General features: G+C 40.8%; 20 protein-coding genes. 8 read left to right on the top strand and 12 right to left on the bottom strand.

What is annotated here, in order from left to right; translation table 11 throughout:
* Positions 1–22 precede the first annotated feature (22 nt).
* The 4 genes from ACXAC4_RS04960 to ACXAC4_RS04945 all read right to left on the bottom strand — a co-directional run bounded on the left by ACXAC4_RS04960 (position 23) and on the right by ACXAC4_RS04945 (position 9,496).
* Complete coding sequence (locus ACXAC4_RS04960) at positions 23–2,914, bottom strand: TonB-dependent receptor domain-containing protein (RefSeq protein WP_475159479.1); 2,892 nt, start codon at positions 2,912–2,914, stop codon at positions 23–25.
* A 346-nt stretch (positions 2,915–3,260) separates the two neighbouring features.
* Positions 3,261–4,145 (bottom strand): class I SAM-dependent methyltransferase, encoded by an 885-nt coding sequence (locus ACXAC4_RS04955; protein WP_475159478.1) that lies wholly within the window; start codon positions 4,143–4,145, stop codon positions 3,261–3,263.
* Positions 4,146–4,208: 63 nt separating this feature from the next.
* Entirely contained in the window at positions 4,209–6,848 is a 2,640-nt protein-coding gene (locus ACXAC4_RS04950; RefSeq protein ID WP_475159475.1) for a TonB-dependent receptor domain-containing protein, read from the bottom strand.
* Between the two features lie 311 nt (positions 6,849–7,159).
* Positions 7,160–9,496: a DNA polymerase II gene (locus ACXAC4_RS04945; RefSeq protein WP_475159473.1), complete on the bottom strand. Its 2,337-nt coding sequence runs from the start codon at positions 9,494–9,496 to the stop codon at positions 7,160–7,162.
* A gap of 67 nt (positions 9,497–9,563) precedes the next feature.
* Between ACXAC4_RS04945 and dinG the strand changes: the two genes are divergently transcribed.
* Genes dinG through ACXAC4_RS04915 form a run of 6 tightly spaced genes read left to right on the top strand, consistent with a single transcriptional unit; the run spans position 9,564 to position 14,394 of the window.
* Positions 9,564–11,636, top strand: coding sequence for an ATP-dependent DNA helicase DinG (dinG, locus tag ACXAC4_RS04940; protein WP_138566424.1), 2,073 nt, complete (start codon positions 9,564–9,566; stop codon positions 11,634–11,636).
* Positions 11,636–12,415 (top strand): TSUP family transporter, encoded by a 780-nt coding sequence (locus tag ACXAC4_RS04935; protein WP_349287248.1) that lies wholly within the window; start codon positions 11,636–11,638, stop codon positions 12,413–12,415. Before dinG ends, ACXAC4_RS04935 begins: the two co-directional genes overlap by 1 nt.
* The gene (locus tag ACXAC4_RS04930; RefSeq protein WP_475159469.1) at positions 12,412–13,011 is read left to right on the top strand and encodes a primosomal replication protein; all 600 of its coding nucleotides are present in this window, start codon (positions 12,412–12,414) and stop codon (positions 13,009–13,011) included. Before ACXAC4_RS04935 ends, ACXAC4_RS04930 begins: the two co-directional genes overlap by 4 nt.
* Positions 13,011–13,901 (top strand): histone deacetylase family protein, encoded by an 891-nt coding sequence (locus tag ACXAC4_RS04925; protein WP_475159467.1) that lies wholly within the window; start codon positions 13,011–13,013, stop codon positions 13,899–13,901. Before ACXAC4_RS04930 ends, ACXAC4_RS04925 begins: the two co-directional genes overlap by 1 nt.
* Before the next feature lie 43 nt (positions 13,902–13,944).
* Positions 13,945–14,220, top strand: coding sequence for a late competence development ComFB family protein (locus ACXAC4_RS04920; protein WP_475159466.1), 276 nt, complete (start codon positions 13,945–13,947; stop codon positions 14,218–14,220).
* Positions 14,221–14,229: 9 nt separating this feature from the next.
* Positions 14,230–14,394: a DUF2496 domain-containing protein gene (locus tag ACXAC4_RS04915; RefSeq protein ID WP_475159465.1), complete on the top strand. Its 165-nt coding sequence runs from the start codon at positions 14,230–14,232 to the stop codon at positions 14,392–14,394.
* A 26-nt stretch (positions 14,395–14,420) separates the two neighbouring features.
* Here ACXAC4_RS04915 and ACXAC4_RS04910 read toward each other — a convergent pair whose 3' ends face one another.
* Positions 14,421–14,885: a hypothetical protein gene (locus ACXAC4_RS04910; RefSeq protein ID WP_475159462.1), complete on the bottom strand. Its 465-nt coding sequence runs from the start codon at positions 14,883–14,885 to the stop codon at positions 14,421–14,423.
* 269 nt (positions 14,886–15,154) lie between these two features.
* On the opposite strand from ACXAC4_RS04910, the gene ACXAC4_RS04905 reads away from it, so the two are divergent.
* Both ACXAC4_RS04905 and ACXAC4_RS04900 read left to right on the top strand, forming a co-directional pair.
* Positions 15,155–18,274, top strand: a complete 3,120-nt coding sequence (locus tag ACXAC4_RS04905; RefSeq protein ID WP_475159461.1) for an efflux RND transporter permease subunit — start codon at positions 15,155–15,157, stop codon at positions 18,272–18,274.
* Positions 18,275–18,286: 12 nt separating this feature from the next.
* Complete coding sequence (locus ACXAC4_RS04900; RefSeq protein ID WP_475159459.1) at positions 18,287–19,390, top strand: efflux RND transporter periplasmic adaptor subunit; 1,104 nt, start codon at positions 18,287–18,289, stop codon at positions 19,388–19,390.
* A 129-nt stretch (positions 19,391–19,519) separates the two neighbouring features.
* Here the strand turns inward: ACXAC4_RS04900 and ACXAC4_RS04895 are convergent, their stop codons facing one another.
* The 7 genes from ACXAC4_RS04895 to ACXAC4_RS04865 form a co-directional block, all read right to left on the bottom strand.
* Positions 19,520–19,852: a Na+/H+ antiporter subunit G gene (locus tag ACXAC4_RS04895; protein ID WP_058029289.1), complete on the bottom strand. Its 333-nt coding sequence runs from the start codon at positions 19,850–19,852 to the stop codon at positions 19,520–19,522.
* Positions 19,853–19,859: 7 nt separating this feature from the next.
* A complete protein-coding gene (locus ACXAC4_RS04890) occupies positions 19,860–20,129 on the bottom strand; it encodes a K+/H+ antiporter subunit F (protein WP_058029288.1) in 270 nt (89 codons plus the stop codon).
* Positions 20,123–20,659, bottom strand: a complete 537-nt coding sequence (locus ACXAC4_RS04885) for a Na+/H+ antiporter subunit E (protein ID WP_475159457.1) — start codon at positions 20,657–20,659, stop codon at positions 20,123–20,125. The genes ACXAC4_RS04890 and ACXAC4_RS04885 overlap by 7 nt, the downstream gene beginning before the upstream one ends.
* Positions 20,659–22,176 (bottom strand): monovalent cation/H+ antiporter subunit D, encoded by a 1,518-nt coding sequence (locus tag ACXAC4_RS04880; protein ID WP_475159456.1) that lies wholly within the window; start codon positions 22,174–22,176, stop codon positions 20,659–20,661. The genes ACXAC4_RS04885 and ACXAC4_RS04880 overlap by 1 nt, the downstream gene beginning before the upstream one ends.
* Positions 22,173–22,520 carry a Na+/H+ antiporter subunit C gene (locus tag ACXAC4_RS04875; RefSeq protein WP_058029285.1) on the bottom strand — a complete coding sequence of 116 codons (348 nt, stop codon included), beginning with the start codon at positions 22,518–22,520 and terminating at the stop codon, positions 22,173–22,175. The genes ACXAC4_RS04880 and ACXAC4_RS04875 overlap by 4 nt, the downstream gene beginning before the upstream one ends.
* Complete coding sequence (locus tag ACXAC4_RS04870) at positions 22,520–25,312, bottom strand: monovalent cation/H+ antiporter subunit A (RefSeq protein ID WP_475159454.1); 2,793 nt, start codon at positions 25,310–25,312, stop codon at positions 22,520–22,522. The genes ACXAC4_RS04875 and ACXAC4_RS04870 overlap by 1 nt, the downstream gene beginning before the upstream one ends.
* A gap of 230 nt (positions 25,313–25,542) precedes the next feature.
* Complete coding sequence (locus tag ACXAC4_RS04865) at positions 25,543–26,601, bottom strand: hypothetical protein (RefSeq protein ID WP_475159453.1); 1,059 nt, start codon at positions 26,599–26,601, stop codon at positions 25,543–25,545.
* Positions 26,602–26,655 lie beyond the last annotated feature (54 nt).

Here is a 26,655-nt window from a genome sequence, read left to right as displayed (position 1 = left end):
AATTTTATCAGGCTAACTTAAATTAGAACTTAAAGTTAACACCTGCAGTGAATGTACGACCGTACATATCGTAGTAACCGTTATCTGAATCATATACACCTGGTACACGAGGTGGTGTTACGTCAAATAGGTTATTGATGCCTGCTCTTACTGTTAATTGCTCAGAAATATTGTAGCGAGCATTTAGATCAAACTCAGTATGAGAGCGGATATCGTTGTAGTTGTTGTTTTCAATTGTCCAAACACGGTCACGAACAGTTGAGTGACGGTACTTAGTGAATAGACCAACATATAAATCATCAAGTGTATAACCGATGCTTAGAGTCGCCTTCCAACGAGGGTAACGCTCTTCACCCACTGTAGGGTTGAACGTGTATTGTTCATCGTTCACATCGTCAATACGCTCATTCTCAGCTAGATAGTTTGCGATAGCACGGAACTTGAACTCACCGAAAGATGTATCAAGCTTGTAGTTAGCTTCAATGTCAACACCCTTCATCTCGATGTATGCTAGGTTAGCAGAAGCAGCTTTAACTTCGATGATGTCTAAGTTTGCACGACGGTCAAATAACTGACAATACTCGTTTGTTGCAAAGTTAGAAGAGCGGTAACAGTTGTTAACGATTGTTTGAGGACCAACAAATGTTAGTGCATCTTCAATCTTATAGTTCCAGTAATCAACAATTACACCAAGGTTATCAGTCGGAGTATATACGATACCGAATAATGTATCTTCTGAAGTCTCTTCCTGAAGGTTAGGGTTACCACCATTTACACTTTGTGGAGTAACTTCACGCCATGCCTGACTTGGTCTCCACTCATCTGCAACTGGAATACCATCTGCCGCACAGTTAGCACGAATTGCTGCTTTAAATTGATCTTCAGCGGCTTCAATTTGTACTGCATCACATGGATCACGGTAAGATGCGAATGACTGTGTACCTGTGTTGTACAAATCGTCTAGCTCTGGCGCACGAACTGATTTCGAACGTGTAGCTCTAACACGGATATCGTCAATTGGCTGCCATGCAAAACCAACTTTGTACGCACTGTTACGACCTACTGTAGAGTAATCCATCGCACGGTATGCAATATCTAGTGATAGTTCTTCAGCTAAGAAAGTATCAGCTAATAGTGGGATAGATACTTCTAAACCAAGCTCAGTTACGTCAAACTCACCGTCCCATGCACGAACAAAGTTGTTGAAAAGTAAGTTGTTCTGCATTGCTGCACCTGGCGTTCTTTCACCACGCTCTTCACGGTATTCACCGCTTAAAGCAAACGAAATTGCACCTGCTGGTAGTTCAAAAGCAGCACCTGAGATAGACGCACCTAGAACTTTCTGGCTTTTAACACTGTGCTGTGTACCATCAGTATTTACATAGTTTAATGCTTCTTCTGATGCTGCATTTTGGCCAAGTAAGTTTAACGGAGCACAACCTGCAATAGCACCAACAACTTCGCCAGCATCATTTCTGTCAGCACAAACAATAGAGCCGTCAAGAAGTGTTGCATCAAGCGCGTTATCTAAGTGTGCTTCTAAAAGCTCACCGCCCCAATGCGCGTCTTCTGTATTTCTACCGTAGTTGTAATAAACTTCGTAGTCATACTCATCCATGATAACGCCTTTCACAGATAGAGTACCGCTGAAGTATGCTTGATCATTGTAGAATTGACGCTTACCGCCACCTACACCTAACTTAGTGATCCAAGCTACGTCGTCTGGATTTGCACCTTGCTCATTGAAGATATCTCTTGCATCTTGACCCCAGAAAGGGTTATCAACACGAATAGGTTTTGCAAGGAATACTGGGCTTGAATCAGATACAGATGACGTCTTACCATAAGCCATTTCAAAGCTAACACTATGATCGTCATTAATATCTTTGTTGATTGCAGTAAACGTATTTAGACGCTCAAGAGGTACTGCAATGTATGTATGATCTAGGAATTTATAACCGTCAGCATCTTCACCGTAAAAACGGTTTTGTGCATTTGGAGCTGGGCGAGGACCAATACCTGTATTCGCAGGGTTTAGTTCACCATTAGGACCAAATGTGTAGCTTTGACCACCAAGAGTTACCATGCCCTTACGGTCGTAAGCGCCTAATACTTGAGGTAAACCTTGGAATTTTTGCGGTGCTAAAACGAACTGAGGAATACCATCTTCTTCACCTGTATTCTCAGGGTTACGCATTGTAACAATCGTGTCACGGATAAAATCTCTGTCACGACCGTCTAATTGACCAATGTTTGAATATGTTGCATTGAAAATGAAGCTGTTATCTTCATTTTCGCTACCAAACGTTAGTGAGAATACGTCTTCTTCACCATTGTCTTGTTGCGGTCTTGAAGTTAGAGCATCAATGCTGAAACCATCATAAGAGTCTTCAAGGATGATGTTAACAACACCAGCCATCGCGTCAGAACCGTATACAGCTGAAGCACCACCGTGAGTAATTTCTACACGCTTGATTACAGCAGTTGGGATCATGTTAAGGTCAACTGCAGAGCTTGTAACACTTGATGATACAAAACGCTTACCATTTACTAGAACTAGTGTACGACCAGTACCTAAGCCACGTAGGTTAGTTGTACGAATACCAGCACCGAAAATACCTTGGCCAGTAGTTAAAGAAGTACCGATATCAGCAGATGGTGTTGAATCTAAAAGATCACCAACGTTTGTAATACCCGCATCGCTTAGGTCTGCACCTGAGAAAACTGTCACTGGAGTAGGCGCTACTTCAGAATAACGTTTGATACGAGAACCAGTAACCTGGATGCGCTCTACTTTTTCTTCTTTTGCTTCTGTCTCTTCAGCAGCAAAAGTATTTGCTGAAAACGCAGCTGTTGAAGCTGCACCAAAAGCAATCGCTAAGCGAACTGCTTTTGAAACTTTATTGTTTAACATTCATTTCTCCCTGATCTCACTTCGTAAGATTTTGTTTTTTAATGTTTTTATTGAACTACTGCAAACTTAACAAATGTACCTAATGCAATACTCCGGCAACATACTAATAGCAGGAACAACAAAAGGTCAACCAATTGGAGATAAAAATTTACACTTTCTTCAACAATAGTGTTTGTGAACAACCTAGGTTAACGAAAAATAAATACTTGATGGGTCAAGAAAAAAGTGTACGAACAGCGATCGTAAATAAATTCTGATTAACGAAGTAAAAAATTAGAGCATTTAAATAATACGCATTTCCTAATCAGTAATTACCAAATACTTTGTTGGTCTAAGCTTAATAAATTCAATTTCGGGTCCCTGAACACTTCTCTGCAGAAATAACAACCGCGATTAAGCCATTAGATGTGTCTCTTAGCTCTCTAACCACTACCTCAGAGTAAAATTGAGTATTTCTAATTTTATGCAACAATTTTTCGGTATTTTCTGCTGCCTGTTTAAGTTCATTCAACCTTAACAATAATAACTCAAGCTCTGATTCGAATAGTTTATATGCTTGTTCAAAGTCAATGCTTTTATTTTCAGTTATAAATTGGTAAAACGCCGGAAAATTTGTTGCTTCAAGACTGACTTTTTCTAATGACTGAAATGAAGATATAAACTGCTCTATTTTTTCTTTATATAAATTGCTAGATTTATTATTAATTAGTTCGTTCACTAGGGCTTTTAAATCTGTAAGCACATTCTCTTTAACCGCTAAACCCGCTTCAAGGATCTGCCTGTTGGGCTCAACTATTATTGAATTTTTATGATGACAAACTAGGTGTAATTTACCTTTTGATTTTAATACTCTATGTATTTCACTTAAACTCAAATCGACATCTGAATATTCAAGTGCAAACTGAGATATAACCGTATCGAATTCAGTATTTTTAAATGGCATTTTCTCAGCTGAGATATTAGAAATAAAATGTCCTTTTATATGCCTTGTAACATCATCATTTATTTTTGCTAGATCGATCCCCACGCATTCATGCTGAGAAACAGCTTGGATTAACTCTATAACAGCACCATTACCGGTGCCAATATCGAGTACATTTGAATGCTTATCTAAAGCTTTAGAAAAATTCTGCCACAGAGCTTTTATCTCACCTTGATAATTATTTTTAAAAGCCCCTCCAAATGAAGTTATATAACCTTGCCCCCAATATTCTGACCAATGATTATTCATTAACTTTTCTCCCTCAAAAAAAAAGGCTGAAATGAATTCAGCCTTTTTCTATTTAATTAACAATTAGAAGCTAATTGAGTACGTTAGGCGATAATCACGACCAAAGTTGTTATACAGGTCTTGGTTATCCCATGTACCGTTAGATGATAATACAGGATCTTCATCTGTTAAGTTGTTAACTGTAAACGTAACAGAACCCATTTCACCTGCAAAATAAGTGTAAGTTAAGTTGTGGATTAACCAGCTATCTAACTTACCATCAGTAACATATGGAGCATTAGCAATGTTGTTACCATCTGCATCTTGAGGTGCTACTTCAGTCTCTGTTGTACTTGCCGTATAAGTAGCGTTCCAAGCTAAAGAGTGATCGCCATAAGACCAAGCAATTGTAGCTACTGACTTGAAGTCAGGCTGACCAGACCAACCAGCGCTGTCTTGTACTAAACCACCTACTTCACTCTCATAAGAAAGAACAAAACTATTTACATTGTTGAAACGGAAGTCACCAAATTCAGTATCAATATTTGCGTTAATAGTGAAGTCGATACCTTCAATTTCAAAACCTGTGCCGTTAAAGTAAGAGGTACCAGCTTCAAGTAGAGTACCTGCTGCTGCACGCTTAAGGTAGAAAGTTTCATTTGATGTATCAGTATCTGGAGACACTGCTGTGATTAAGCCTGCAGCTTCATCAGATAGTAGTGCTTGAAGTGATTTAGACTGAATTACATTGTCGATTGATAGTTGGAAGTAATCAACTTTGAAACTTAAGTTATCGTTAACATCCCAAGCCACACCTAAATTAGTGTAATCAGATGTTTCAGCATCTAGCTCAGAGTTTTGCGTGTAGTAAGTGTCATATTGTCTAGATGTTGTAGCGCCGTTGCTGTAGTCAATCGCTGATTCAGCAGAGAAAGTACGTGCTGCATTTAACAGGTCAAGACCAGGTGCACGGAAAGACTCAGAGTAAGAACCACGAACAACTACGCTGTCAGTAACTTGCCAACGAGCAGAAACTGCAGGAGCTACGTTGTCACCGAAATCAGAGTAGTCATCGTAACGAGCTTTTAAGTTTACTTCTACTGTGTCAGTAATAGGAAGAACTGATTCAAAGAAGAATGCAGTTACATCACGCTCACCCATAGAAGAGTTACCAGCAGAACCACCAATACGACCTGCTTCAGACTGACCATCATAAATATCTGCGTACGTTTGCTCGAAATATTCCATACCAAAATAGTGCGCTACTGTACCACCTGGTAATTCAAACATATCGAAACCGATACCAGCAAAGTATTGGTCAAATGTAGATGAAGATTCTTGAAGAGTCGTTGCTTTCATATTAGCAATACCTTCTTCTGAACCAAGGTCGATACCATTTTGTTGGTTATACGCTAAACCAGAATAAGATAGGTAATATTGACCAACAGACTTGTTATCAGCCTTGTTGCGGTGGTAGTAAACTTCCCAAGTAGCGTTGTTCCAATCCAAGTCACCACGAAGACCAGTTGTTAGGTCGATGTTGTAATCATCTACATTACCATCACGAGTACCGATACCTACCCATCTGAAGTAACCAGTTGTCTCTTCGCCGAATGGGTTATGTGGATTATCAGCAGCCATGTTTCTCCATGGAGCAGCTGGAGGAGCATAACGACCAAATGAAGAGTTCTGAACAAACATTGCCTGACCGAACCACTGAGTACTATCAGTTAGTTCATAGTTAGAGCTAACGTAGATAGTATTTCTGTCAATTGATGCTGTGTTGTAAGAAACATTCGCGTAAGCATACATACAGTAATCAGAGCCTGGCGCCCAATCCTCATTCGCATCAACACGACGGAATGTATCTTCACCATACTCTGCAATTAACTGGTCACAAAGTGGTGAAGCTTTTGCAATAGAGAAGTCAGGAGCCGCAACAGTTGCGCCATAGATTGACCAACCAACAGTATCAGCAGTATACGCTTCGATGTCACCGTCACCGTCTAAGTCACCGATTTTCGCTTTCGTGTACTCACGAGCACCATCGCTGATACCTTCACGTTTTTGGAAGTCGAAACCGAAAGTGATGTTACCTTTATCGTTAGATACACCGCCTACAATAGAGAATTCAGATGAAGTTGTGCCTTCATCTTGATCACGTTTACCAACACCAGCGTTGATATTTAATCCTTCAAAGTTGTCTTTAAGAATTACGTTAACAACACCAGCCATTGCATCAGAACCATAGATTGAAGAAGCACCTTCAGTCATGATATCGATACGTTCAACGGCAGCCATTGGGATCGCATTAAGGTTAGCAGAAGCGCCACCTAGAGTTGGTGAGCCTGGGAAGCGGCGACCGTTAAGAAGAACTAGAGTACGGCGAGAACCAGCACCACGAAGGTTAATTGTTGCTTGAGACTGTGCAGAACTACCTGAACGCTCTGAGAACGAACCGAAAGAGTTTAATGAACTTGAACGTAAGGCATCAGCAACAGTGAAATCACCTTCCATTTTAATGTCTGCAGCCGTAATAGAAACAACTGGAGAAGCACCTTCTAGGTCAGTACGCTTGATACGAGAACCAGTTACTTCGATACGCTCAACTTTTTCTGCACCGTCTTCGTCTGCAGCAAAAGTATTCGCTGAAAATGCAGCTGTAGAAGCTGCGCCAAAAGCGATCGCTAAGCGAACTGCTTTTGAAACTTTATTATTTAACATGTTATCTCCCTGGGACCACTTGTTAGTAGCTTTTATAATTTTTTGAGGGTTATCCCTCTTATAGGTAATTGCAACATATGCAATAAACTAGTTGCATACTAAACAACAGAGATTATTCATGTCAATTAAAAATATGACCAATTTGCAACACCAAATACACATACCCGTACCTTTTTTAAATAATTCGGCCATAAAAACGCTTTTAGTTGCCAAAATCAGAACAAACAACAGAAATTTAAGTGCAAAAAGGTAAATAATAGGTACAATTAATTTACATTAAAATGCATTAAAAAGATATTTTTAATAATTCGTTAATTGTCAAAAAGGGTATGTTGCTTGCTCGTGAAATTAAACGCGTTAAAGTGAACTTGAAACATGTTAAGAATGGGCATGATTTGCTTTTGAATGTAATGCTCGTAATCAACTTGCTGAAGATCTTGATTACTCAATACTGCTGTAGGGCCTGATTTAGAAATATAGTAGTTAATAATCGTACCTTTACAAAAGGTAATGCCAGCAGATTTTGGTAGCGTTTTCGCGGCTCTGACATGGGGTGGGATATTCTTAACATACTGCTCAAGTGGCTTACCTAAGCGTTTTTTGTAGATGAGTAAGTGGTCATTTTCGCCATTAAGGATCTGTTCGATATATTTTTGCGCGACAGATTCAAGATCCCCTTCTGAGAATAATGTTTCAACTAACTCTTTTTGAAATAATTTTGCTATGTCGGTCCAATCACTTCTGACTGTCTCCATACCTTTGAATACCAGCTCAGATTGACCATCCTTTGCTACTCTGCCCACATAACGTTTTTTTGAACCGGTTTCTTGCCCACGGATAGTCGGCATAAAAAATGGGCTGTAATGCGTCTCGAATTCAATTTCTAAATGACTTTGAATGCCAAAACGTTCTTCGCATTCTAAAGACCAAGTTTGGTTGATTTTTCTTTGTAGCACTTTGCCTATTTCGTGACTTTGCTCACCAGTTAACTCTTCTGGTAAAGCAACAAAAGTTGAATCTGTATCCCCGTAGATAACTTCATATCCCCAATTTTCGAGCCATTTACGCGTTGTTAGCATAATTTGATGACCGCGAAGGGTAATGGAGCTAGAAAGCCTAGGGTCATAAAAACGACACCCTTTTGAGCCTAATACACCGTATAAACTATTCATTATAATTTTGATAGCTTGCGATAACATGGCATCGCCCTGCTCTTTGGCGTTTTGTCGTTTCTCTGACAATTGCTCGACCAATTGAGGCAAATGATGTGCAGATGTAGAAAAATACCCGCCGTTGAAGCCTTCTAATGCATTCTCTTGGTTTTCTAATCCTTTAATAAGTCCAAGAGGATCTATAAAAAAAGTCCGAATGATGGATGGATATAGGCTTTTAAAATCGAGTACGAGTACATTTTTATAAAGGCCGGGTTTTGACTCCATGACATAACCGCCAGGGCTCTCAAAAGACAAACCATGCTCGGCTAAATTTGGCGCGATATAGCCACTTCGATGTAATAAAGGTAAGTATAGATTAATGAAAGCAGCAACTGAGCCGCCCATTTTTTCGAGCTCCAAACCTGTCATTTGCGTTCGGACAATGGCAAATTCTAGCAAGTTTAGTTTTTTGAATATCGACATAACAAGCATGCAATCTTGCAAGTTGTAGGCTGCTAAAGCGAGTTTATCTTCATTAAACTGCCTGATAATTTCAGACAAGCGATTATCTTGTTGGATAAGCTTTTGCTCATCTAAGATTTCACTCGCCACATTAGCAAGGCTAAAACTCGGAAAGTGATACGTGGCATTTTTCATGGTATCAATACCATCAATAACTACTCGGCCTGAAATCAAAACTCGAACATAGTTGCCTTTATAAATATCTATAGAGGCGTTATCACGCCCTAAACAAAGTTCAATACCGAGTGCTTCAGCCCGCTCAGCTAAAACCACAAAATCAAACTCAATGACATTCCAACCAATAATCACATCAGGATCTATGGCCTTCACTTGCTGCATTAAAACATGCAGCAGTTCAATTTCGTCCTCTACCCAAATAATACTTTGCTCTGTTTGCTGAGGTGCCCCAATCATGATGACATTTTTATAGTGCTCGCTGACAAGACCAACCGAAAAAAGTACCCCTTGTCCATCACACTCAATATCAAGTGACAGCATAGAAAGATTTGGCTTGTAGTCTGGGTTTTCTTTTAACTTTGCATCCGTGATCTCGATATAACCATTACGTTGCTTCACTTTTCCACTTACCCAAACACCGCCTTTTATGAATCGTTCCATTAAATAACGGTCGCAATGACGAATATCATCCTCATACAAACGCATATGCTGAGAAAAGCGTTGCTTGACTTGAAATAGATGCTGATTGGAAGAAAAATAACAGGCTGCAACGGGCTCACCATCGAAGTGCTTTAGTGAAAGTGATTTTATGTCACATTGCAACCCTTGCTCTTTGATAAGGCTTCTAGCTTGCGCTAAATCTGAATGACGAATAAAAAAAACAGATTGCTGATCGGGTATAATTACCTTGGCTGGACCTTGTGGTGTCATAAGCCAATAACAAAGACACAACTTCCCCTGCTGATTAAATTGCTGGCGTGATAGTATAAAGCCTTCGTATACAGCTTGTGCCAAGATAAAACCCCATCTAAAATATCAAACACTGTAATTATATACATACCGTACTTTTTAGGCGACCTTCATGCTTTCAGATGCATTAAAAAAAACAATTCGAACAACACACACCAGCATTGCTGAAAGCTTAGACGGTTATAGACCGAGAAAAAGCCAAAACTATCTAGTCGCAGAAATCGCCAAAGTATTAGCGGGCGAATACCATAGATCACAAAAAATTTGTGTGATTGAAGCTGGAACTGGTACAGGTAAGTCTCTCGCCTACTGTTTAGGTGCCCTGCCCTTAGCATTGGCTAAAAAGAAGAAACTCGTCATTTCTACTGCTACTGTTGCCTTACAAGAGCAACTCATCGAAAAAGAATTACCTTTTTTTAAAGAGCACTCAGGGCTAGATTTTAAGTTTGATTTGGTAAAAGGCAGGCATAGATATATCTGTGTGCACAAATTAAATTCAGCACTAGACGAAGACATGATGCAAATGTCACTCGTGCCTACATTAAGCTCTCCGCTATCTGAACAAGAGAAAAACTGCTTAGTTGCGCTACAAAATGCCTATCAGAACAAACAATGGCAAGGTGATAGAGACAGTTGGGCCGACACCATTCCTGATCGAGTATGGAATTTAATTGCCTGCGATAAACATGCATGTCAAAGACAGATGAAGTCTCATCATCTATGTCCTTTCCATTTAGCACGACAAAAAATGGCGCAAATGGATGTACTTGTTATTAACCATGCTCTGTTACTTGCTGACTTAGAGCTCGGTGGCGGCAAAATATTACCTGAGCCCGATGAGACTTTTTATGTCATAGATGAAGCGCACCATTTGCCTCATATCACCCGAGACTTTTCATCCGCAGCGGCAACCATTAAAGGCACATTAGATTGGATTGAAAAACTTTTAAAGTTCAGCCAAAAGATGGCCAATGCCATTGTGTCGCAAAAAGCCATTGGCCAAAATTTTAAACTCAATGACGCTGCAAATGATGCGGCTAAAGATTTAAGGTCGGTCAGAGACCTACTTGATCAAGCTGATTTTAATTACAACGATGACGATACTTATCGATTTGAACACGGTATTGTGCCAGAGCAATTGACCATTAAAGCCAAAGACATCAGCGATGCAACACTCGATGCCTTAAGAGCACTCAATAAAATGCATGATGCACTTACTTTAGATGTCAGTGATGGTGACGTAACTGCATTCTTAGCCGATCCACTTTTAGCCGAAAGTGGGCAGTACATCAACCGTCTTGAGCAATTACAAAAACTGTGGTTCAGCTACGCTAGTAAAGGTGACAGTATTCCGCATGCTCGCTGGATAAAGCGACTCGAATATAAAAACCATCACGACCATTTACTTTGCGACTGCCCTATTGAAGTGGGTTACTACTTAAAAGACAAACTATGGCGAGAATGTGCAGGCGCCGTATTATGTTCAGCCACGCTCAGTGCACTCGGTACATTTGACCATTTCGCAAAAGAAAGTGGGTTAAAAGGTGAAGAAGGCGTGCAATATATTAAAGCTAATTCACCGTTTGATTATCCCAAACAAGCAACTCTACATATACCGACCACAGATAAAGAGCCTACTGATAAAGCATTCAGTGACTTTTTAGCCGATGCTTTGCCTAAGTATTTAGACAGAACTAAGGGTAATTTGGTGTTATTTGCCTCATATTGGCAGATGGAACATGTCGCGAAAAAAATGCGCCTGAAAAACTGGCAGATCCTAGTGCAAGGTGAATTTTCTCGTGATGCCCTACTGAAAAAACACAAATCTCGCATTGACTCTGGCCATGGCAGTATTTTATTTGGTACGCAAAGTTTGTCTGAAGGACTCGATTTACCCGGTGCTTATTTAGAAAATTTAGTCATAACTAAGATCCCTTTTGCTGTACCTACCTCCCCAATAGAAGAGGCACAAGCTGAGTTTGTTACAAGTAAAGGTGGTAATCCATTTTTATCAATCACTGTTCCCGATGCCGCAAAGAAATTAGTACAAAGCTGTGGTAGACTGCTGAGAAAAGAAACCGATCAAGGAAAAATCACGCTCCTTGATAGGCGTTTGGTCAGTAAACGGTATGGTAAAGCCATGCTAGATACCCTCCCGCCATTTAAAAGACAAATAGATTATTAATGTTTGAATTTGCGCTCGACCCCATGACTTGGGGCTTATTGTGTTTGGTCGCTCTTATAGCAGGCTTTATTGATGCGGTAGCTGGCGGAGGCGGCATGTTAACTGTACCAGCTCTTCTTACTGCAGGCTTACCTCCACACATGACGTTAGGTACCAATAAACTTGCTGCAAGCTTTGGCTCAATTACAGCTAGCATCACCTATTATAAAAAGAACTTATTCAACCCCAAGTTTTGGGCAGGGTCTATACTGGCAACCGCAATCGGTGCACTGCTCGGTACTCTATTGGTTGATCATCTCAGTATTGAGTTTTTAAATAAATTACTGCCAGTGATCATCATTGCTGTAGCCTGCTACAGCCTATTTGGTAAGTTTAGTACTGAGACCAGTCATCATTTACCTACCAAAACATTGCAGCTAAAAATAAAACAGTGGTCACAAGGGTTAAGTTTAGGCTTTTTTGATGGTTTAGCAGGCCCTGGTACGGGCACTTTTTGGACTGCATCAAATAGCCTACTCTACAAAATGAGTTTATTGTTGAATTGCGGACTCGCGCGTTCAATGAACTTTGTGTCAAATTTTATTTCGCTGATCACCTTTGTAGCATTAGGTCATGTTAACTTTCTACTCGGTATTACCATGGGGCTATTTTTAATGGTAGGCGCGTGGATAGGTGCACACTCTGCAATTAAGTTCGGTAATAAGCTGATAAAACCACTGTTTAATAGTGTCGTTATCGTCCTTGCCGGTAAACTTATTTATGAGGCTTATTTTATATGAGTCAGGCCATTGTCAAATTACAGCAGCAAATTGAGCAACTTGCTCAGCATGCTCACCAATTTGATAAAGCGAAGTGGTTTGATAAAAACCGCTACATTCAAGCACAGCCAAGTTTATTCGCACACAGCGTGTTTGCTACAAAAAGCTTGAAACTTTGCGACTACGTAGACGAAATCAAAGATGCTTTTGCAAGGTTACCAAGCCCAGATAAACGTCATGCTTATGCGTTTGCCCTCGAAAAATTAAGTACACAAATAGAAGCCGTTATAAAGGTATTAAAATCTACGCCTGTTTGGGCCAAAGAGAATAAGTTTACAAAGCCCAAAAAAGCAAAGGTCTATAAGCAAGCGGTCAAGAAAATCATGCAAAGCTCTCATGAGCTGTATCAAGAGCTATCACAAAACCATGAGTTTGAGCGTCGTTTACAAGAGATGATCGATATTCGTAAACAGCAGCTATCATCGGCAAGTACTTCTGAAGCAAGTAAAATCAATCAAGAAATATTGGCACTGCATGCCCGACTTGGGCGATGTAGAAAAGCCATTTCCGCCACTGAAGACAAAATTCAACAAGTCGAAAAACAACAAAACCGCTAATGATTTTCTATCACCCTCTATACAGTGCCCTACAACTGCCTGAGAGGCACCGCTTTCCGATAAAGAAATACCAGAAACTTGAAAATGCAATTCATGATATGGGGTTCTCCGAACAAGTCTTTGAGCCGAAACCAGCTAGCTTAGCGCAGATCAAGCTTTGCCATGATGTAAATTATGTCGACGCATTTGTGAATGGTTTTTTATCTGAGAAAGCAATCAAAAAAATGGGCTTTCCATGGTCAACGGAGCTGGTTGAAAGAACTTTGCTTTCTGTTGGTGCAAGTATTGAAGCTGCTGAATACGCATTAAAACAAGGGCTTGGCTTAAACTTAGCAGGAGGCTACCATCATGCAAAATTCGACCATGGTGCTGGCTTTTGTATTTTTAACGATCATGCCATAACCGCGCAAAATCTGATCCAGCAAGGCCTTGTTGAGCGCGTTGTGATCCTCGATTGCGATGTGCACCAAGGTGATGGCACTGCTGACATTTTACATGGTAACGACAACATCATTACTTGCTCTTTACACTGCGCTCAGAATTTCCCCCGAGCAAAAGCGCGCTCAGATCTTGATTTCGAGCTCGAAAAAGGTTGTACCGATGCACACTATTTGCAAACACTAGAGCAAGCTTTAGATTTAATTAAACGTCTCTATCGACCTGATATTATTATCTATAATGCCGGTGCTGATATTTATCATAAAGATGAACTTGGTTTACTTGATATCAGTCTAGCTGGTGTATTAGAGCGTGATAGAAAAGTAATTTCATTTTGTAAAAACAGCGATATCCCTTTATCGATTGGACTTGGCGGTGGCTACCAACGTAATGAAGAACAACTGATTGAAGTACATAAACAACTTTTATACGCTGTGTTCGAAAACTATTGATTTTTGGTATAAACTCAAAAAATAAAAACATTAGGAAGATGACATGAAACTACATGATGATGTACATAATTATTATGAAAAAGTCATGCTAGATCGCATCGTTGAACGAAACCTGCAAGACAAATACGATGATGATGTAATGGCTGACTTTTGCTGTACAGTACTTAATCAACTACCTGCAAGGTATATTCGCTATGATGTAGACATGGCTTTTTATTTACCCCAACATGAGCGTATCCAAATGGAGCAAAGAGTCGATATTGCAATTGATGTTGCCATGACACAAGTGGCTAAAAGAGGTTCAACGGTCAATGAGTAACTTTTAGAAATGAGCAATAATTTAGAAAATGCACCAATCCATGTGAAATTAGCAGTCGACTTAATAATGTTATTAGAACAACATGAGTTACCAGCCGAAGATGTACTTGCTGCACTAGAGATTGTGAAATCAGACTTTCAAAATAAATTAATCAATGAAGCTAGCACAAACTAGCTTCATGTCACTTTGCTTGCTACGTGTTAGGCTGTTTTTAAATTTTCTGAGTTGAAATCTAGCAGGCCGAGCTTATATTGTGCATAAAACTGACTATCGGCTTCTGATTGTTTTGGGCACATAAAATAACCAATGTCATCTCTAAAAGGCTTAGGTTGCTGGTGTTTGCCATCTTCCCAATATAATACTGCATGTTTCACCAAGTCACCCATATAAGTGTGATCCCACTCATAATGACAAAAGCCATGGTGCGAAGACAAATAAGGGTCATACTTGTCTACTAAAGTGATATCAAGCAAACCATTTTTATAAGCCGCAAATACCTTTGCATCATATTCCGCTGTCTTTTCGTCAACAAAATAGGCAATGTCTCTGCGAGGAGGTAATGCTTGTGGCAAACCAAACTTTTCATTCACACCCGAACACTCGACGACAATCCAAGAAACAAAATGCGCACCTATTTGATGGTCCCATTTCAATGCAACAAACATAATCATTCCTTATACAAATTTTGCCGTGATTGTATTTCTATCATAGAAATTTAAAAGTCTGAAAAGCCGAATGCTTGCTTCAAATCAAAAATTCTTAAGCAAATTTCATGAATAAGTTTTTTCAAAACGTTACAAGATATTACGAAACCTACGGTTTAACTGACTTCTAGGGAGATTCAACGAAATCCGGATTTTTTATCTTTGCTAAATTATCCACATCTGCGCCACAATGTTATAGCTGATTACTTTTGGTGCCTTTGGACATTACCATGAACTTAACCCGTTCCTCTTTAAAGAACCCGGCTGCGATCCTTGTCATTCTTACTTTAATCATTTTATTTGGCATCATCAGCATTTTTAAGCTACCCATTCAGCTCACTCCTGAAATTGAACAACCTCAGATCACTATTTTTTCTGGTTGGCGACAAGCAGCCCCTGAAGAAATTGAATCCATGATCATCGAACCTTTAGAAAATGCCGTAAAACATACACCTGGCGCACTCGAGGTAAATACCAATATCAACCAAGGTGGCGGTGCAATAAATCTGACTTTTGCTGTTGGCGCTGATATGCAACAAGCCATGTTGGATGTGCTAACTAGTTTAAACCAAGCCCCCCCTCTTCCTTTAGATGCGATGGACCCTGTGGTTACTGCAGGAGGAAATGGTGGTCCTGGCTCAGGAGGTCCAACAGCAGCAAGTTTATTAGTTGTGCCTTTAAGCTTTGACTCTGAGCAACTTGATATGGCGCAATATCAAAAGCAAATTGAAGACATTATTGAACCTAGGCTTGCGCGGATCCCAGGAATTTCTCGTGTCAATATGAACAGTGAACGACCTCGTGAATTGCGTGTAACATTCGATCCGCAAAAAGCAGCGGCATTTGGTATCAGCCTTGCGCAAATTCGTCGTACATTATCGACAGCCAATGATAGCTCTGGCGGCTTGGCTGATGTCGGACGTCGACAATACACAGTGCGATTCACCGGAAAATACAATGTCGACAACTTAGCTGAACTACGAGTGGGCTATGTGGGTGAACGGCCCATTTATTTAGGCGATATCGCCAGTGTCGAAGATACAGTGACTGATCGCCGCTCTATGACATTAAGAAATGGTAAACCAGCTTATTACATCACAATTTCAAGAGCAAATGACGCCAATACTGTTGCTGTATTAGACGAAATAAACCATGCCATTAAAGAGCTAAATGAAGGCGCTTTAAAAGAAGCAGGCCTTGCCATTGAACTAAGCTTCGATTCATCAGTGCATATCAGAAATGCATTACAGCTGGTAAAAGGTAATTTAGGCTTAGGGGTATTACTGGCTTGCGGTATTCTCTGGCTGTTTTTTAGAGGACTAAAACCCACTCTGATCATCGCAGCAACCATCCCTGTTTCACTGATGGTTGCATTTTTAGCGCTTAACCTATTTGAGCGAAGTTTAAATGTTGTGTCATTAGCAGGTCTGGCATTTGCCGTAGGCTTGGTACTTGATGCTGCAATTATCGTGCAAGAAAACATAGCTAGACTCACTGCCTCGGGCATGGCTGCAAGCAAAGCAACTTTGAAAGGAGCCACACAAGTTGGGGGGGCTTTATTTGCTTCCACTGCAACCAGTGTCGCTATTTTTTTACCTATCATGTTTATGGCGGGTATTGAGGGTCAGCTATTTTCAGATCTCGCTTTGACCTTATCTATCGCTGTTATCTCGTCACTTATCTGTGCCATGACGCTTATTCCTGTCGCAAATAAGCTTTGGCCGGATACAAAGATTAAATCTGACCCATATCAAGCCTATTGGCATAAAGTCACCCATTTTGTGGTTAAGTTAACCAATAGCAGAGTTAAACAGCTTAGTTGGATTGTCTCTTTGTTAGGTGGCTCTGTATTTATTACCTATGCTTTATTGCCTCAAACAGATTTTATGCCTCGTGCTCCTACCGATGGTTTCTTTTACACCTTGCTGACACCTCCGGGTGGCAATATCCAATTTATGGAAGCCGAAATTGCATCACGAGTTAAAAAGCGTGTGATGCCGTATTACGAAGGCGAAAAGTTGCCGAAAATAAAAGACTTTAACTTCTATGTCTTTGGTTCAAATGCTGGTGGGTTCATTTACTCGGACGATCCAACCCGAGTAGAAGAACTTATGAAAGTAGCACGTGAAGAGATATTCCATGATTTGCCTGATACACGTGTTTTTTTAACAAGAGGCTCGATGATCCGAGTCAACAATGGTGGAGATGGTCGAGCAATAAATATCGATTTATCTGGCCCAAACATTGATGATTTGATCGCAGGTGCAAGAGTCGCTTTGCAAGCAACACGAGAAGCTATACCTAACGCTTCAGCGCAGCCTATGCCGCGTTTAGATATGGCCGAACCGGAGTTAAGGCTTCACCCTGATGACAGACGGATCACTCAAGCGGGCCTAACACGCAGTGACGTTGCACAAGCTGTGCAAGCATTCACTGGGGGATTATTTATTAATGAGTACTTCGATGGTAACGAACGTATGAACGTCATCTTGCGTGCAAAACCCTGGCAATCACCAGAAGAGCTTAAAGAGATGCCTATTATTACACCTCTGGCTGGAACACAAACACTCGGTGAACTTGCCCGTGTTGAACGAACCGTAGGGCCAACACAGTTAAGACGTGTAAATGGCAAGCGCACAGTCACCGTCATGGTTACCCCACCGCCTCAGATGAGTTTACAGGAGGCGCAAACACGCCTTAATTCACAAGTGCTACCACAAGTACAAGCTGCGGTTTCTGCTTCAACGAGTGTAATCTTGGCTGGTAATGCGCAGAAGATGAATTCAGCAATTGAGGAAATGACCATCAATTTTGCCTTAGCCTTATTCATCTTATTTTTATTGATGACTGCATTATTTAAATCAGCCAAAGATAGCTTCCTTGTTCTATTGATCATGCCATTGGCGTTAGCAGGCGGAGTTATTGCTCTGTATGTACTAAACCTATTTACCTTTCAATCACTCGACCTCTTAACCATGATTGGTTTTATTATTCTGCTCGGGTTAGTCGTCAATAATGCCATCTTATTAGTTGACCAAACTCGTAGCTCTGAACGAGACGGGATGCAAAGAGAAGATGCTGTGAGGCAAGCCGTATTATTACGTGCTCGCCCAGTTTACTTAAGTACGCTAACCAGTTTATTCGGCATGTTGCCACTGATGCTAGTACCAGGTGTCGGCTCAGAGATATACCGCGGTTTAGCAACCGTAATTGTTGGGGGGATGGCTATCAGCGCTATTTTTACACTGGTATTAATGCCTAGCTTATTACTATTAGGTAAAAGCAAATATAAAACACCGAAGCCCATTAACAAAGAAAAGCCGCAACTCAATTTAGTTGCGAATCAATAAAGGAAACTGCTGATGATTTTTAACCTCTCTAAGATTCGCACGAGTATGCTTTCAAACAGTTTTGCCCTAGGGGTAATATCTTGTATCGGCTTATTTTCTGCATCGAGTTTTGCGGTTTCGCCTGTTGCAGTTGAAACCATAGAGCAGGCAAGACTACATAGTAATTTGTCAGTACACGGTACTCTTTATGGAAAACAAGATGTCACATTAACGTCTGGTGTAGCTGGCAGATTAACCTTTGTAGCCACACCAGGACAGTTGGTCAACAAAAATGACATGCTCGCTAAGATTGACTTGTTGCCACTACAACTCGCTAAGGCAAAACAAGAGGTCATGTTAGAGAGAGCCAGAATTAATCTTACCTTTCAAAAGCAGGAACTTGCTCGCTTAAAACGATTGGCCAAAAGTAACAGCGCCGCAGCGACACAAGTCGATCAAGCGCAGAATCAACATGACTTAACCCTCACTGATATTAAATTGGCCGAGATTGAACTGAAAGTCATTGAAGACCAATTAAACCGAGCGGTACTGAAAGCGCCATTTAGCGGTGTAGTGAGCGAAAGATATGAACGTGCTGGTAGCGAAATAAACCGTGCTCAGCCGCTTGTCAGTTTAATTGACATAAACAACCTTGAAGTGCGTTTGTATGTACCTGTTAAATATTTAAAATACTTAAGTCTAGGCAATGAATTACAGTTAAGCGCAGGTCAACTAGATGAGCCACAACAGGCACTTGCAACTGTAACCGCTGTGATCCCAGCAACTGATCCAAGAGCGCAATCCTTTGAAGTTCGTGCAGACCTTTTAGCAAATCACTTAGAAAGTTGGGCTTCCGGGCAATTAGTCGATGTCGTTGTACCTTTAAGCTCAAATACTGAGGAACTAATCGTTAATAGAGACGCTCTAATACTTAGGCAACAAGGTGTGCATATCGTGAAAATTAGAGATGATAATACCGCAGAACATGTAGCAGTCATTGTTGGTAAAGGCCAAGGTGATCAAGTTGCAATTAAATCAAAAGACAGAGGCGCCTTAAAAGTAGGTGACAAAATTGCGGTAAGGGGCGCTGAAACTCTTACTCAAGGTCAAGAAGTAGAAATCCAACCTGCATTATAGAAACGTTTACTAGCCCAATGAGCAAGCCGCTAAGTCTTTTCTTAGCGCGCTTGTCTCATTTTTTAAGCTTTATCCACCTAAAAGAGCCATTTAAAATGACTCGTTCAAAAGCTTAGACAGTCAACTAAATCAAACATCATCCTCAATGTTATCTTTACCTTTTGTGCGCTCGATACTATCAAGCTTGTGGTGTATTGCCGATTTAATGAGCATATAACCACTAATAGGTGCTGTTAATAGTAAAAAAATCGAAATCAAGATCTCTTTAACACTGATCCCCGCTTCAGATTGACTAAAAAACACCATTGCTGCTGTTAACAAACAAGCCATACCCAGTGTTGTTGCTTTTGTCGGACCATGTAGACGCATGAAGAAGTCTGGCATTTTCACAAGGCCAATTGACCCCACTAAAACGAATGAGCCGCCAATCAAAAGTAATATAGAAATAATCCACTCAGCCATCGTACACCTACTCAATTATATCGCCACGTAGTAAATACTTACATACAGCGACTGTGCTTACAAAACCTAGCATTGCAATTAACAGCGCTGCCTCAAAGTAAAGCTCAGTGCCCATGCTCAGCCCATATAAAATAATCAGAGCAATACTATTAATGTACATGGTATCTAAAGCCAATATTCTATCTGGCACTGACGGGCCTTTCACTAATCGCCACAGATTCAATAGTAACGAAACGCCAATCATCGCAAATACAATCAGGATAACTGTCTCTAACATTCAAAGATCTCCTTTAACGGTGCTTCGTAACGTTGTTTTATGGTGTTAATCAACTCTTGCTCATCTTTTAGGTTAAGCACATGAATGAGTAAATAACGTTGCTCAGGCTCTTCACCTTCTTTTAATGTCTCTTTCCAAGGGTAAACCTCAGCACTAACCGTTCCTGGGGTCAGTGATACTGTGCTAGCTAGAATCGTAATCGGCATGGCCTGGTCAAGATCAAGAGGCACCTTAACAAAGCCAGGGTTAAGCTTCTTCGTCGGCCCTAATATCAAAAGCGCAACTTGAATATTTGCGGTAATGATATCGTACAACACTAACAATAGGTGTTTTAATGCCAGCCCGGGATGTAAGATCAACGGCTGTTTAGTCCTAAATGGATTAGTTGCCAATGGGATCACTATCGCTAGAATTGCACCTAAGATAAGATGCCCAGGCGAAACACTGTTATTGAGTAACAGCCAAACACTAAATAGTAATAAACTTCTAAATGGCGTTGGTAGCCACTTAAATCTTGCTTCTGTACGCATTATTTCTCCTCCCCAAGTACCACAGAGATATTCGCTGAGAAGTCATGCAGTTGTTTTGCGGCTTCAATGGCATACTCAGACATATTACCAGCAAAAATAACCATTAATGGTGAGCCAAGTAATACAATTAACAGCGCAGATATCTGATATTTATGTGCCTTAACTGGCTCTGCATTGTCTTGTCCTTTGTTTTGGTGATGCCAAAACACTGTACTACCTGCTTTTGAAATACCGACTAATAAAGCCAAGCTAGCCAATAAATATAGCCCCCAGAATATAGCACCATATTCACTCTCGAATGTCGCTCTTAGTAGCCAAACTTTGCCAATAAAACCTGAAAGCGGTGGCATACCAATAACCGTAATAGCAGCGATAGCAAACGCCCCGCCAAGTAATATAGGTTGGGTGACAGGTCGACCAATAGTGATGCGATCAGCAACTTTACCACGTTGAATGCCTATCATATCGGCAAGTAAGAATAATGCCGCCGTGACAAGTGTCGAATGAACTAGATAGAAAATAGCAGCAGCACTGGCTTCTTCTGTTTGCACAGCAACGAGCGCAACCAGCGTACCCACAGATACTATCACTAAGTTAGCCACAAGCTTGCGCATATCTTTACTCGCCAAAACCCCAATCGCGCCCATCACGATTGTTGCCAAGGCTAACCACCACAGCCAACTCTGGGCCATATGGCTTAACTCACCAGCTTCGTCACCAAAAATCAGTGTGTATACTCGCATCATTGAGTAAACACCCACCTTAGTCATAATTGCAAACAGAGCTGCAACAACCGGCATTGCCGTCGCATATGTGTTAGGCAACCATAAATGAAGCGGTAAAAGCGCGCCTTTTAGAGCAAATACAACAAGTAGTAACAAGCCACCAATTTTAGCAAGGTAAACATCATCACCCTGTAAGTTTGTGATTTTGTTTGCCATATCAGCCATGTTTAATGTGCCAAGTACACCATATAAAATGCCTAGTGCAATTAAGAAAATGGCAGAGCCCACCAAGTTCATTATCACGTATTGTAACGCTGCTCGAGTATTGTGCTTATCGCCGCCATGCATTAACAATGAATAAGATGCAATCAATAACACTTCAAAGAAAACAAATAGATTAAACGCATCGCCCGTTAAGAATGCGCCATTTACACCCAACACTAAGAAGTGTAATAAAGGATGATAAAAGCTGCCTTTCTCGTCATCGCCTGCACACGCATACAATGCACAAGTCAGGCCAAGCAAAGAAGTAAGAGAAACCAATAAAGTCGAAAGAGGATCAGCAAACAACACAATACCGAACGGTGCCTGCCAATCACCTATCGCATAGGTTGTGCTACCCATTTCTTTTACTTGAAACAGCAGCAGCACCGATGCAAGCAAGGTGATAAAACTGAGTGCCACTGAAGAAAAGCGACGGATTTGCTTATTCTTACCACAAGGTGGCATTAATAAAATAACCCCTGCCAACATAGGAAGTAATACAGGCAGAGAAGTTAAATGTTGGATCATGCTTTGCCCTTGTTATTATTAGTCGGAACTTGACCATTAACATGGTCATTGCCTAAATCTGCACGGCCTCGGATTGCTAAAATCACCACAAATGCGGTCATCGCAAAGCCAATTACAATCGCAGTTAATACTAAAGCTTGTGGTAAAGGATCTGCGTAATCTGAGCTATATCCAAGCACAGCAGCTTTATTTAACGTTAAACGACCTGATGCGAATAAAAATAAATTCACCGCGTAAGACAGCATAGTTAGGCCTAATACCACAGGAAAAGTTCTTGAGCGCAAAATCAAGAACACGCCACACGCGACCAAAAGGCCCACGCAAGATGCATATAATATTTCCATTAGATGTTTACCTCTTCTTTCGGTGCATTGGCAGTTAATTTACCTAGACTTGCTAAAATCATCAGAGTTGCACCAACAACAGTGATATATACCCCTAGATCAAATACGAGGGCACTGGCAAGCTCAATCTGACCAATCATAGGAAGGTCGAAGTAATCAAACCATGTTTTCAAGAACGGACGGCCAAATAACCAACTGCCTACACCTGTTGCTAGGGCAATTGCGATACCCGATGCAATAATTTTACGGTAGTTGATGGTTAATCGTTCTGCTATCCAGTTCGAACCATGCGCAATGTACTGCAGAATAAAGGCAATCGCTGTGATAAGACCTGCAATGAAGCCACCACCCGGTAAGTTATGGCCTCGAAGGAAAATATAAAAGGACACTAACAGTGCGAGAGGCAATAGACTCTGTGAGATACTTGCAAGCAACAACGGATAGCGCTCTTTCGCCCAAGGACGCCCTTCACTATCAGAGCCTGGCATAAACAGCGGTAAGTTTACCAATAGCTTATAGATACCCAAAGCTGCAATACCGAGTACACAAATCTCACCGAGCGTGTCAAAACCACGGAAATCAACCAATATCACGTTAACCACGTTAGTACCACCACCGCCTGTTTTCGCGTTCGCTAAGAAAAAATCAGAAATACTGGTCAGTGGACGAGTAATTAACGCATAACAAATACTACCCACGACGATACCAATTGTAGAGGCAATACCTAAATCACGTAAAACACGCACAGAGCTTGAAGCTTTAGGTGACTTTTGCGGTAAGAAAAATAGCGCAAGCATTAGTAATATAATGGTTACTACTTCTACGGTTAGTTGGGTTAATGCTAAATCAGGGGCTGAAAAGCGTGTAAAGGCAATTGATACCATTAAACCCACAACTGATAGCATAAGTAGAGATATCATGCGCTGGCGATGCCAAATCACTGTCGCGATTGCAGCAATCATTAACAAACCGGCGCCAATACCATTGTGCATATCTACTGGTGTCAGAGGGTTGTCACCCGCCAATTGCGCCATTTCAAATAACGGCCAACCCGCTGCCAGCAAAACAATCACGAACATCAGCATTAAATAACGTTGCAAAGAGCCATTTTCAACGGCGGCAATTTTATTTTGGCTCCATTTAACTAACTTAGACACTGAGCCATCAAACATCTTCTTACCAGTCATCGGAGGCAGTGACGCTTGGAATTGGAATAAATACTTGCGCTGAGTATAAATTAAAATACCACCGGCAACGGCAAGCGCACTCATAAGCAATGGTAAGTTAAAACCGTGCCAAAGGGAGATTTTATACTCAGGCACTTGCCCTGCAAGCACGGCATCTGCAGCCGTATAAATAATGTCATGAACAATGAAATTCGGGAACATTCCCACAATCAAACATAGGGCTACAAGTATCTCGATTGGAATGCGCATGTATCGTGGTGCTTCATGAGGCTCTTTTGGTAAATCAACCGGGTCGCCGTTAAAGAAAACATCATGAATAAATCGCGCTGAATAAGCCACTGAGAAAGCTGCAGCGATGGTTGCAAGCACTGGAACTAACCAAGACATTGAACCTAATAGCTGTTGATGCAGGGTTTCTGCAAAGAACATTTCTTTTGATAAGAAACCATTCAGTAACGGTACACCCGCCATAGAAGCGGCAGCAACCATAGCAAGTGTTGCGGTATAAGGCATAAATCGCCACATGCCATTGAGTTTACGCATATCGCGCGTACCCGATTCATGATCAATAATACCTGCGGCCATAAATAAAGACGCTTTAAAAGTCGCATGGTTAATGATGTGGAAAATTGCCGCCACGGTTGCAAGCTCAGTATCTAAACCAAACAATAAAGTAATCAAACCTAGGTGACTAATTGTAGAGTAAGCTAATAGGCCTTTTAGGTCATGTTTGAACAGCGCAACATAAGCAGCAAATAGCAAAGTCGCTAGGCCTGTAAGACCAACTAAAATAAACCAAAGCTCAGTACCCGCCAGCGCTGGATAAAAACGTGCAAGTAAGAAAATACCCGCTTTTACCATAGTTGCACTATGTAAGTAAGCACTTACAGGTGTTGGTGCTGCCATCGCATGTGGCAACCAGAAGTGGAATGGGAATTGTGCAGACTTGGTAAATGCACCTAATAATACCAATACTAGCGTAGCTTCATATAAGTCATGTGCTTGAATAAGTTCACGGCTTGCTAATATGACATCGATATCATAGCTACCAACAATATGACCCAACATTAACAAACCGGCAAGTAAGGCAAGACCACCACCGCCAGTGATAGTTAAAGCCATACGCGCACCTTTACGTGCTTCTGACTTATCCCACCAATAGCTAATCAATAAGAATGAGCTAATACTGGTAAGCTCCCAGAATAGCCACAGTTGAAGCACGTTATTCGCCGTTACAATACCTAACATCGCCGTCATAAATAGCATCAGGTAAGCGAATAATTTCGGCATAGAATCTTTTTCACTCAGGTAATAACGGGCATAGAAGATAACCAACATGCCAATACCTAAGATCATAAAAATAAATAGCAGTGAGAGCCCGTCAAGTCGGAATGATAACTCTAGACCAAGTGCAGGCACCCAATTGATGCTTTCACGCAGTACTTCACCCGCAAAAACATCTGCCGCAGAGTTAATGACCAGTATTAAGGCAATAGCAGGCATTACGAGTGTTAAAGCGGTAGTTTGGTTACGCGTTAACTTGCCTGTTAAAGATGAAATAATACTGCCAAAGAAGGATAGCAAAGGTATCCAAAGCAAAGTCATATAATTAACCTTTTTTATTGTGCTGTCACAGAGATAAACAGTGCAACTAAACACTGATAGCCATGGATAGTTATGCATCTAATTGTGCATTTTCTCCATGCAAAACTGTTACAATTTATACTTTATTAGTGTTTGAGTTGTCTATAGTTTTAGGTTCTAGCCGGTTAAATTCTAGACGAAATTAACAAACAATTCAGATTAAATTATAAAATTAGATATAAGCAGACAGCTTAGTTAATAATAGTTTGTGCATTGTTTGCCAGCTTTTGCTGCTCGATCAACCAATCTTGTTGTACTTTTTTTTGCCAAAGCTGTCTATATTGTTCCGAAAGTGGCAGCTCTTGAAATTGCATCTTGCTCCATTTGAGCGCAGGTTTAAAAGCGTCAAGTTTGCCATTTTGACAGGTCTTTGATTTTACCCAGCCCTGAGGCGCATTTTCAGGTGAACCAACAAATAAGTTTGGTGCTTTAAACCCTTGTGAATTACACAACCAGTGCGCTTTTTGGCCATAGATGGCATATTCATCCTCGAAGCCACTAAAGTGCATTAATTCATGAACCAAAACATCGTAATCACTTGTCAGAGTGAGCGTCATCTGTGTCCCTCTTACATTCGCAAGCCCACTTGTTGTCATGACAATTAAGTAGTCCGATTGAGGCAAATCTCGCATCATGTTACAAGTTGCAAACCCCTTAAAACCCTCTTCGCACTTAAGTGCATTGCCAACATAATAAACCTCGCTCAAACAAAAGCTATTTTGCTCTGGCTCTGGCTTTAGCAAGTACTTGTTTCGTAGAATATTTAAATGTTGATATGCAGAAAAGCGATCGGCTAATAACAATACATTATTTTTACACTCTGTATTAAAAGCGACTTGTTCAGGTAACAATATGATAGATAGCCCGTCTAATTGGGCCTCATTCAATTTGTCAGGTGCGATGCCTTGCTGAACATCTAATACTGTCTCTAGCCGCTCTGTTGGCTTAAGGCGCTTTGACAACGTCGTTAATTCTTCCCAGCGCTGCTTTAAAACGAGTAGATCAACCAATTCATTCAATCTTGTTTCGGGAATGTTGGTTGGCAAAGCCTGCCAGAGAAATCTTGTTTTATGAAACTCGCCCTCTCGAACCAAATGGAATAGCCAAGCTAAATTCACTTCAGGCTCATCTAAGAGGCGAAGTTTTTCTAGGGTAGTGGCGGGTAAGTAGAATGGGTTTATATCGACAAAATAATACGCTTGAGGAAAGCGCTCTAAAAAATCCGATTGTGAAATTTTATCCGCAAGCATTGGGTGATCAACGCTGCTGTTAATCACCACAAGAAAGAAGCAAGACCAAAAATA

This window comes from Pseudoalteromonas sp. AWM4_233 (assembly GCF_056158285.1).
Note: the sequence above shows the minus strand (reverse complement) of the source record. Positions and strands in the feature narration are given on the sequence as shown.

Excerpts from the sequence above, each read along its gene's own strand:
- ACXAC4_RS04920 (WP_475159466.1), top strand. The coding sequence starts at position 13,945 with ATGAAACTACATGATGATGTACATAATTATTATGAAAAAGTCATGCTA.
- ACXAC4_RS04925 (WP_475159467.1), top strand. The coding sequence starts at position 13,011 with ATGATTTTCTATCACCCTCTATACAGTGCCCTACAACTGCCTGAGAGG.
- ACXAC4_RS04870 (WP_475159454.1), bottom strand. The coding sequence starts at position 25,312 with ATGACTTTGCTTTGGATACCTTTGCTATCCTTCTTTGGCAGTATTATT.
- ACXAC4_RS04930 (WP_475159469.1), top strand. The coding sequence starts at position 12,412 with ATGAGTCAGGCCATTGTCAAATTACAGCAGCAAATTGAGCAACTTGCT.
- ACXAC4_RS04910 (WP_475159462.1), bottom strand. The coding sequence starts at position 14,885 with ATGTTTGTTGCATTGAAATGGGACCATCAAATAGGTGCGCATTTTGTT.
- ACXAC4_RS04960 (WP_475159479.1), bottom strand. The coding sequence starts at position 2,914 with ATGTTAAACAATAAAGTTTCAAAAGCAGTTCGCTTAGCGATTGCTTTT.
- ACXAC4_RS04900 (WP_475159459.1), top strand. The coding sequence starts at position 18,287 with ATGATTTTTAACCTCTCTAAGATTCGCACGAGTATGCTTTCAAACAGT.
- ACXAC4_RS04885 (WP_475159457.1), bottom strand. The coding sequence starts at position 20,659 with ATGCGTACAGAAGCAAGATTTAAGTGGCTACCAACGCCATTTAGAAGT.
- ACXAC4_RS04895 (WP_058029289.1), bottom strand. The coding sequence starts at position 19,852 with ATGGCTGAGTGGATTATTTCTATATTACTTTTGATTGGCGGCTCATTC.
- dinG (WP_138566424.1), top strand. The coding sequence starts at position 9,564 with ATGCTTTCAGATGCATTAAAAAAAACAATTCGAACAACACACACCAGC.
- ACXAC4_RS04875 (WP_058029285.1), bottom strand. The coding sequence starts at position 22,520 with ATGGAAATATTATATGCATCTTGCGTGGGCCTTTTGGTCGCGTGTGGC.
- ACXAC4_RS04865 (WP_475159453.1), bottom strand. The coding sequence starts at position 26,601 with ATGCTTGCGGATAAAATTTCACAATCGGATTTTTTAGAGCGCTTTCCT.
- ACXAC4_RS04880 (WP_475159456.1), bottom strand. The coding sequence starts at position 22,176 with ATGATCCAACATTTAACTTCTCTGCCTGTATTACTTCCTATGTTGGCA.
- ACXAC4_RS04955 (WP_475159478.1), bottom strand. The coding sequence starts at position 4,145 with ATGAATAATCATTGGTCAGAATATTGGGGGCAAGGTTATATAACTTCA.
- ACXAC4_RS04915 (WP_475159465.1), top strand. The coding sequence starts at position 14,230 with ATGAGCAATAATTTAGAAAATGCACCAATCCATGTGAAATTAGCAGTC.
- ACXAC4_RS04935 (WP_349287248.1), top strand. The coding sequence starts at position 11,636 with ATGTTTGAATTTGCGCTCGACCCCATGACTTGGGGCTTATTGTGTTTG.
- ACXAC4_RS04905 (WP_475159461.1), top strand. The coding sequence starts at position 15,155 with ATGAACTTAACCCGTTCCTCTTTAAAGAACCCGGCTGCGATCCTTGTC.
- ACXAC4_RS04890 (WP_058029288.1), bottom strand. The coding sequence starts at position 20,129 with ATGTTAGAGACAGTTATCCTGATTGTATTTGCGATGATTGGCGTTTCG.
- ACXAC4_RS04950 (WP_475159475.1), bottom strand. The coding sequence starts at position 6,848 with ATGTTAAATAATAAAGTTTCAAAAGCAGTTCGCTTAGCGATCGCTTTT.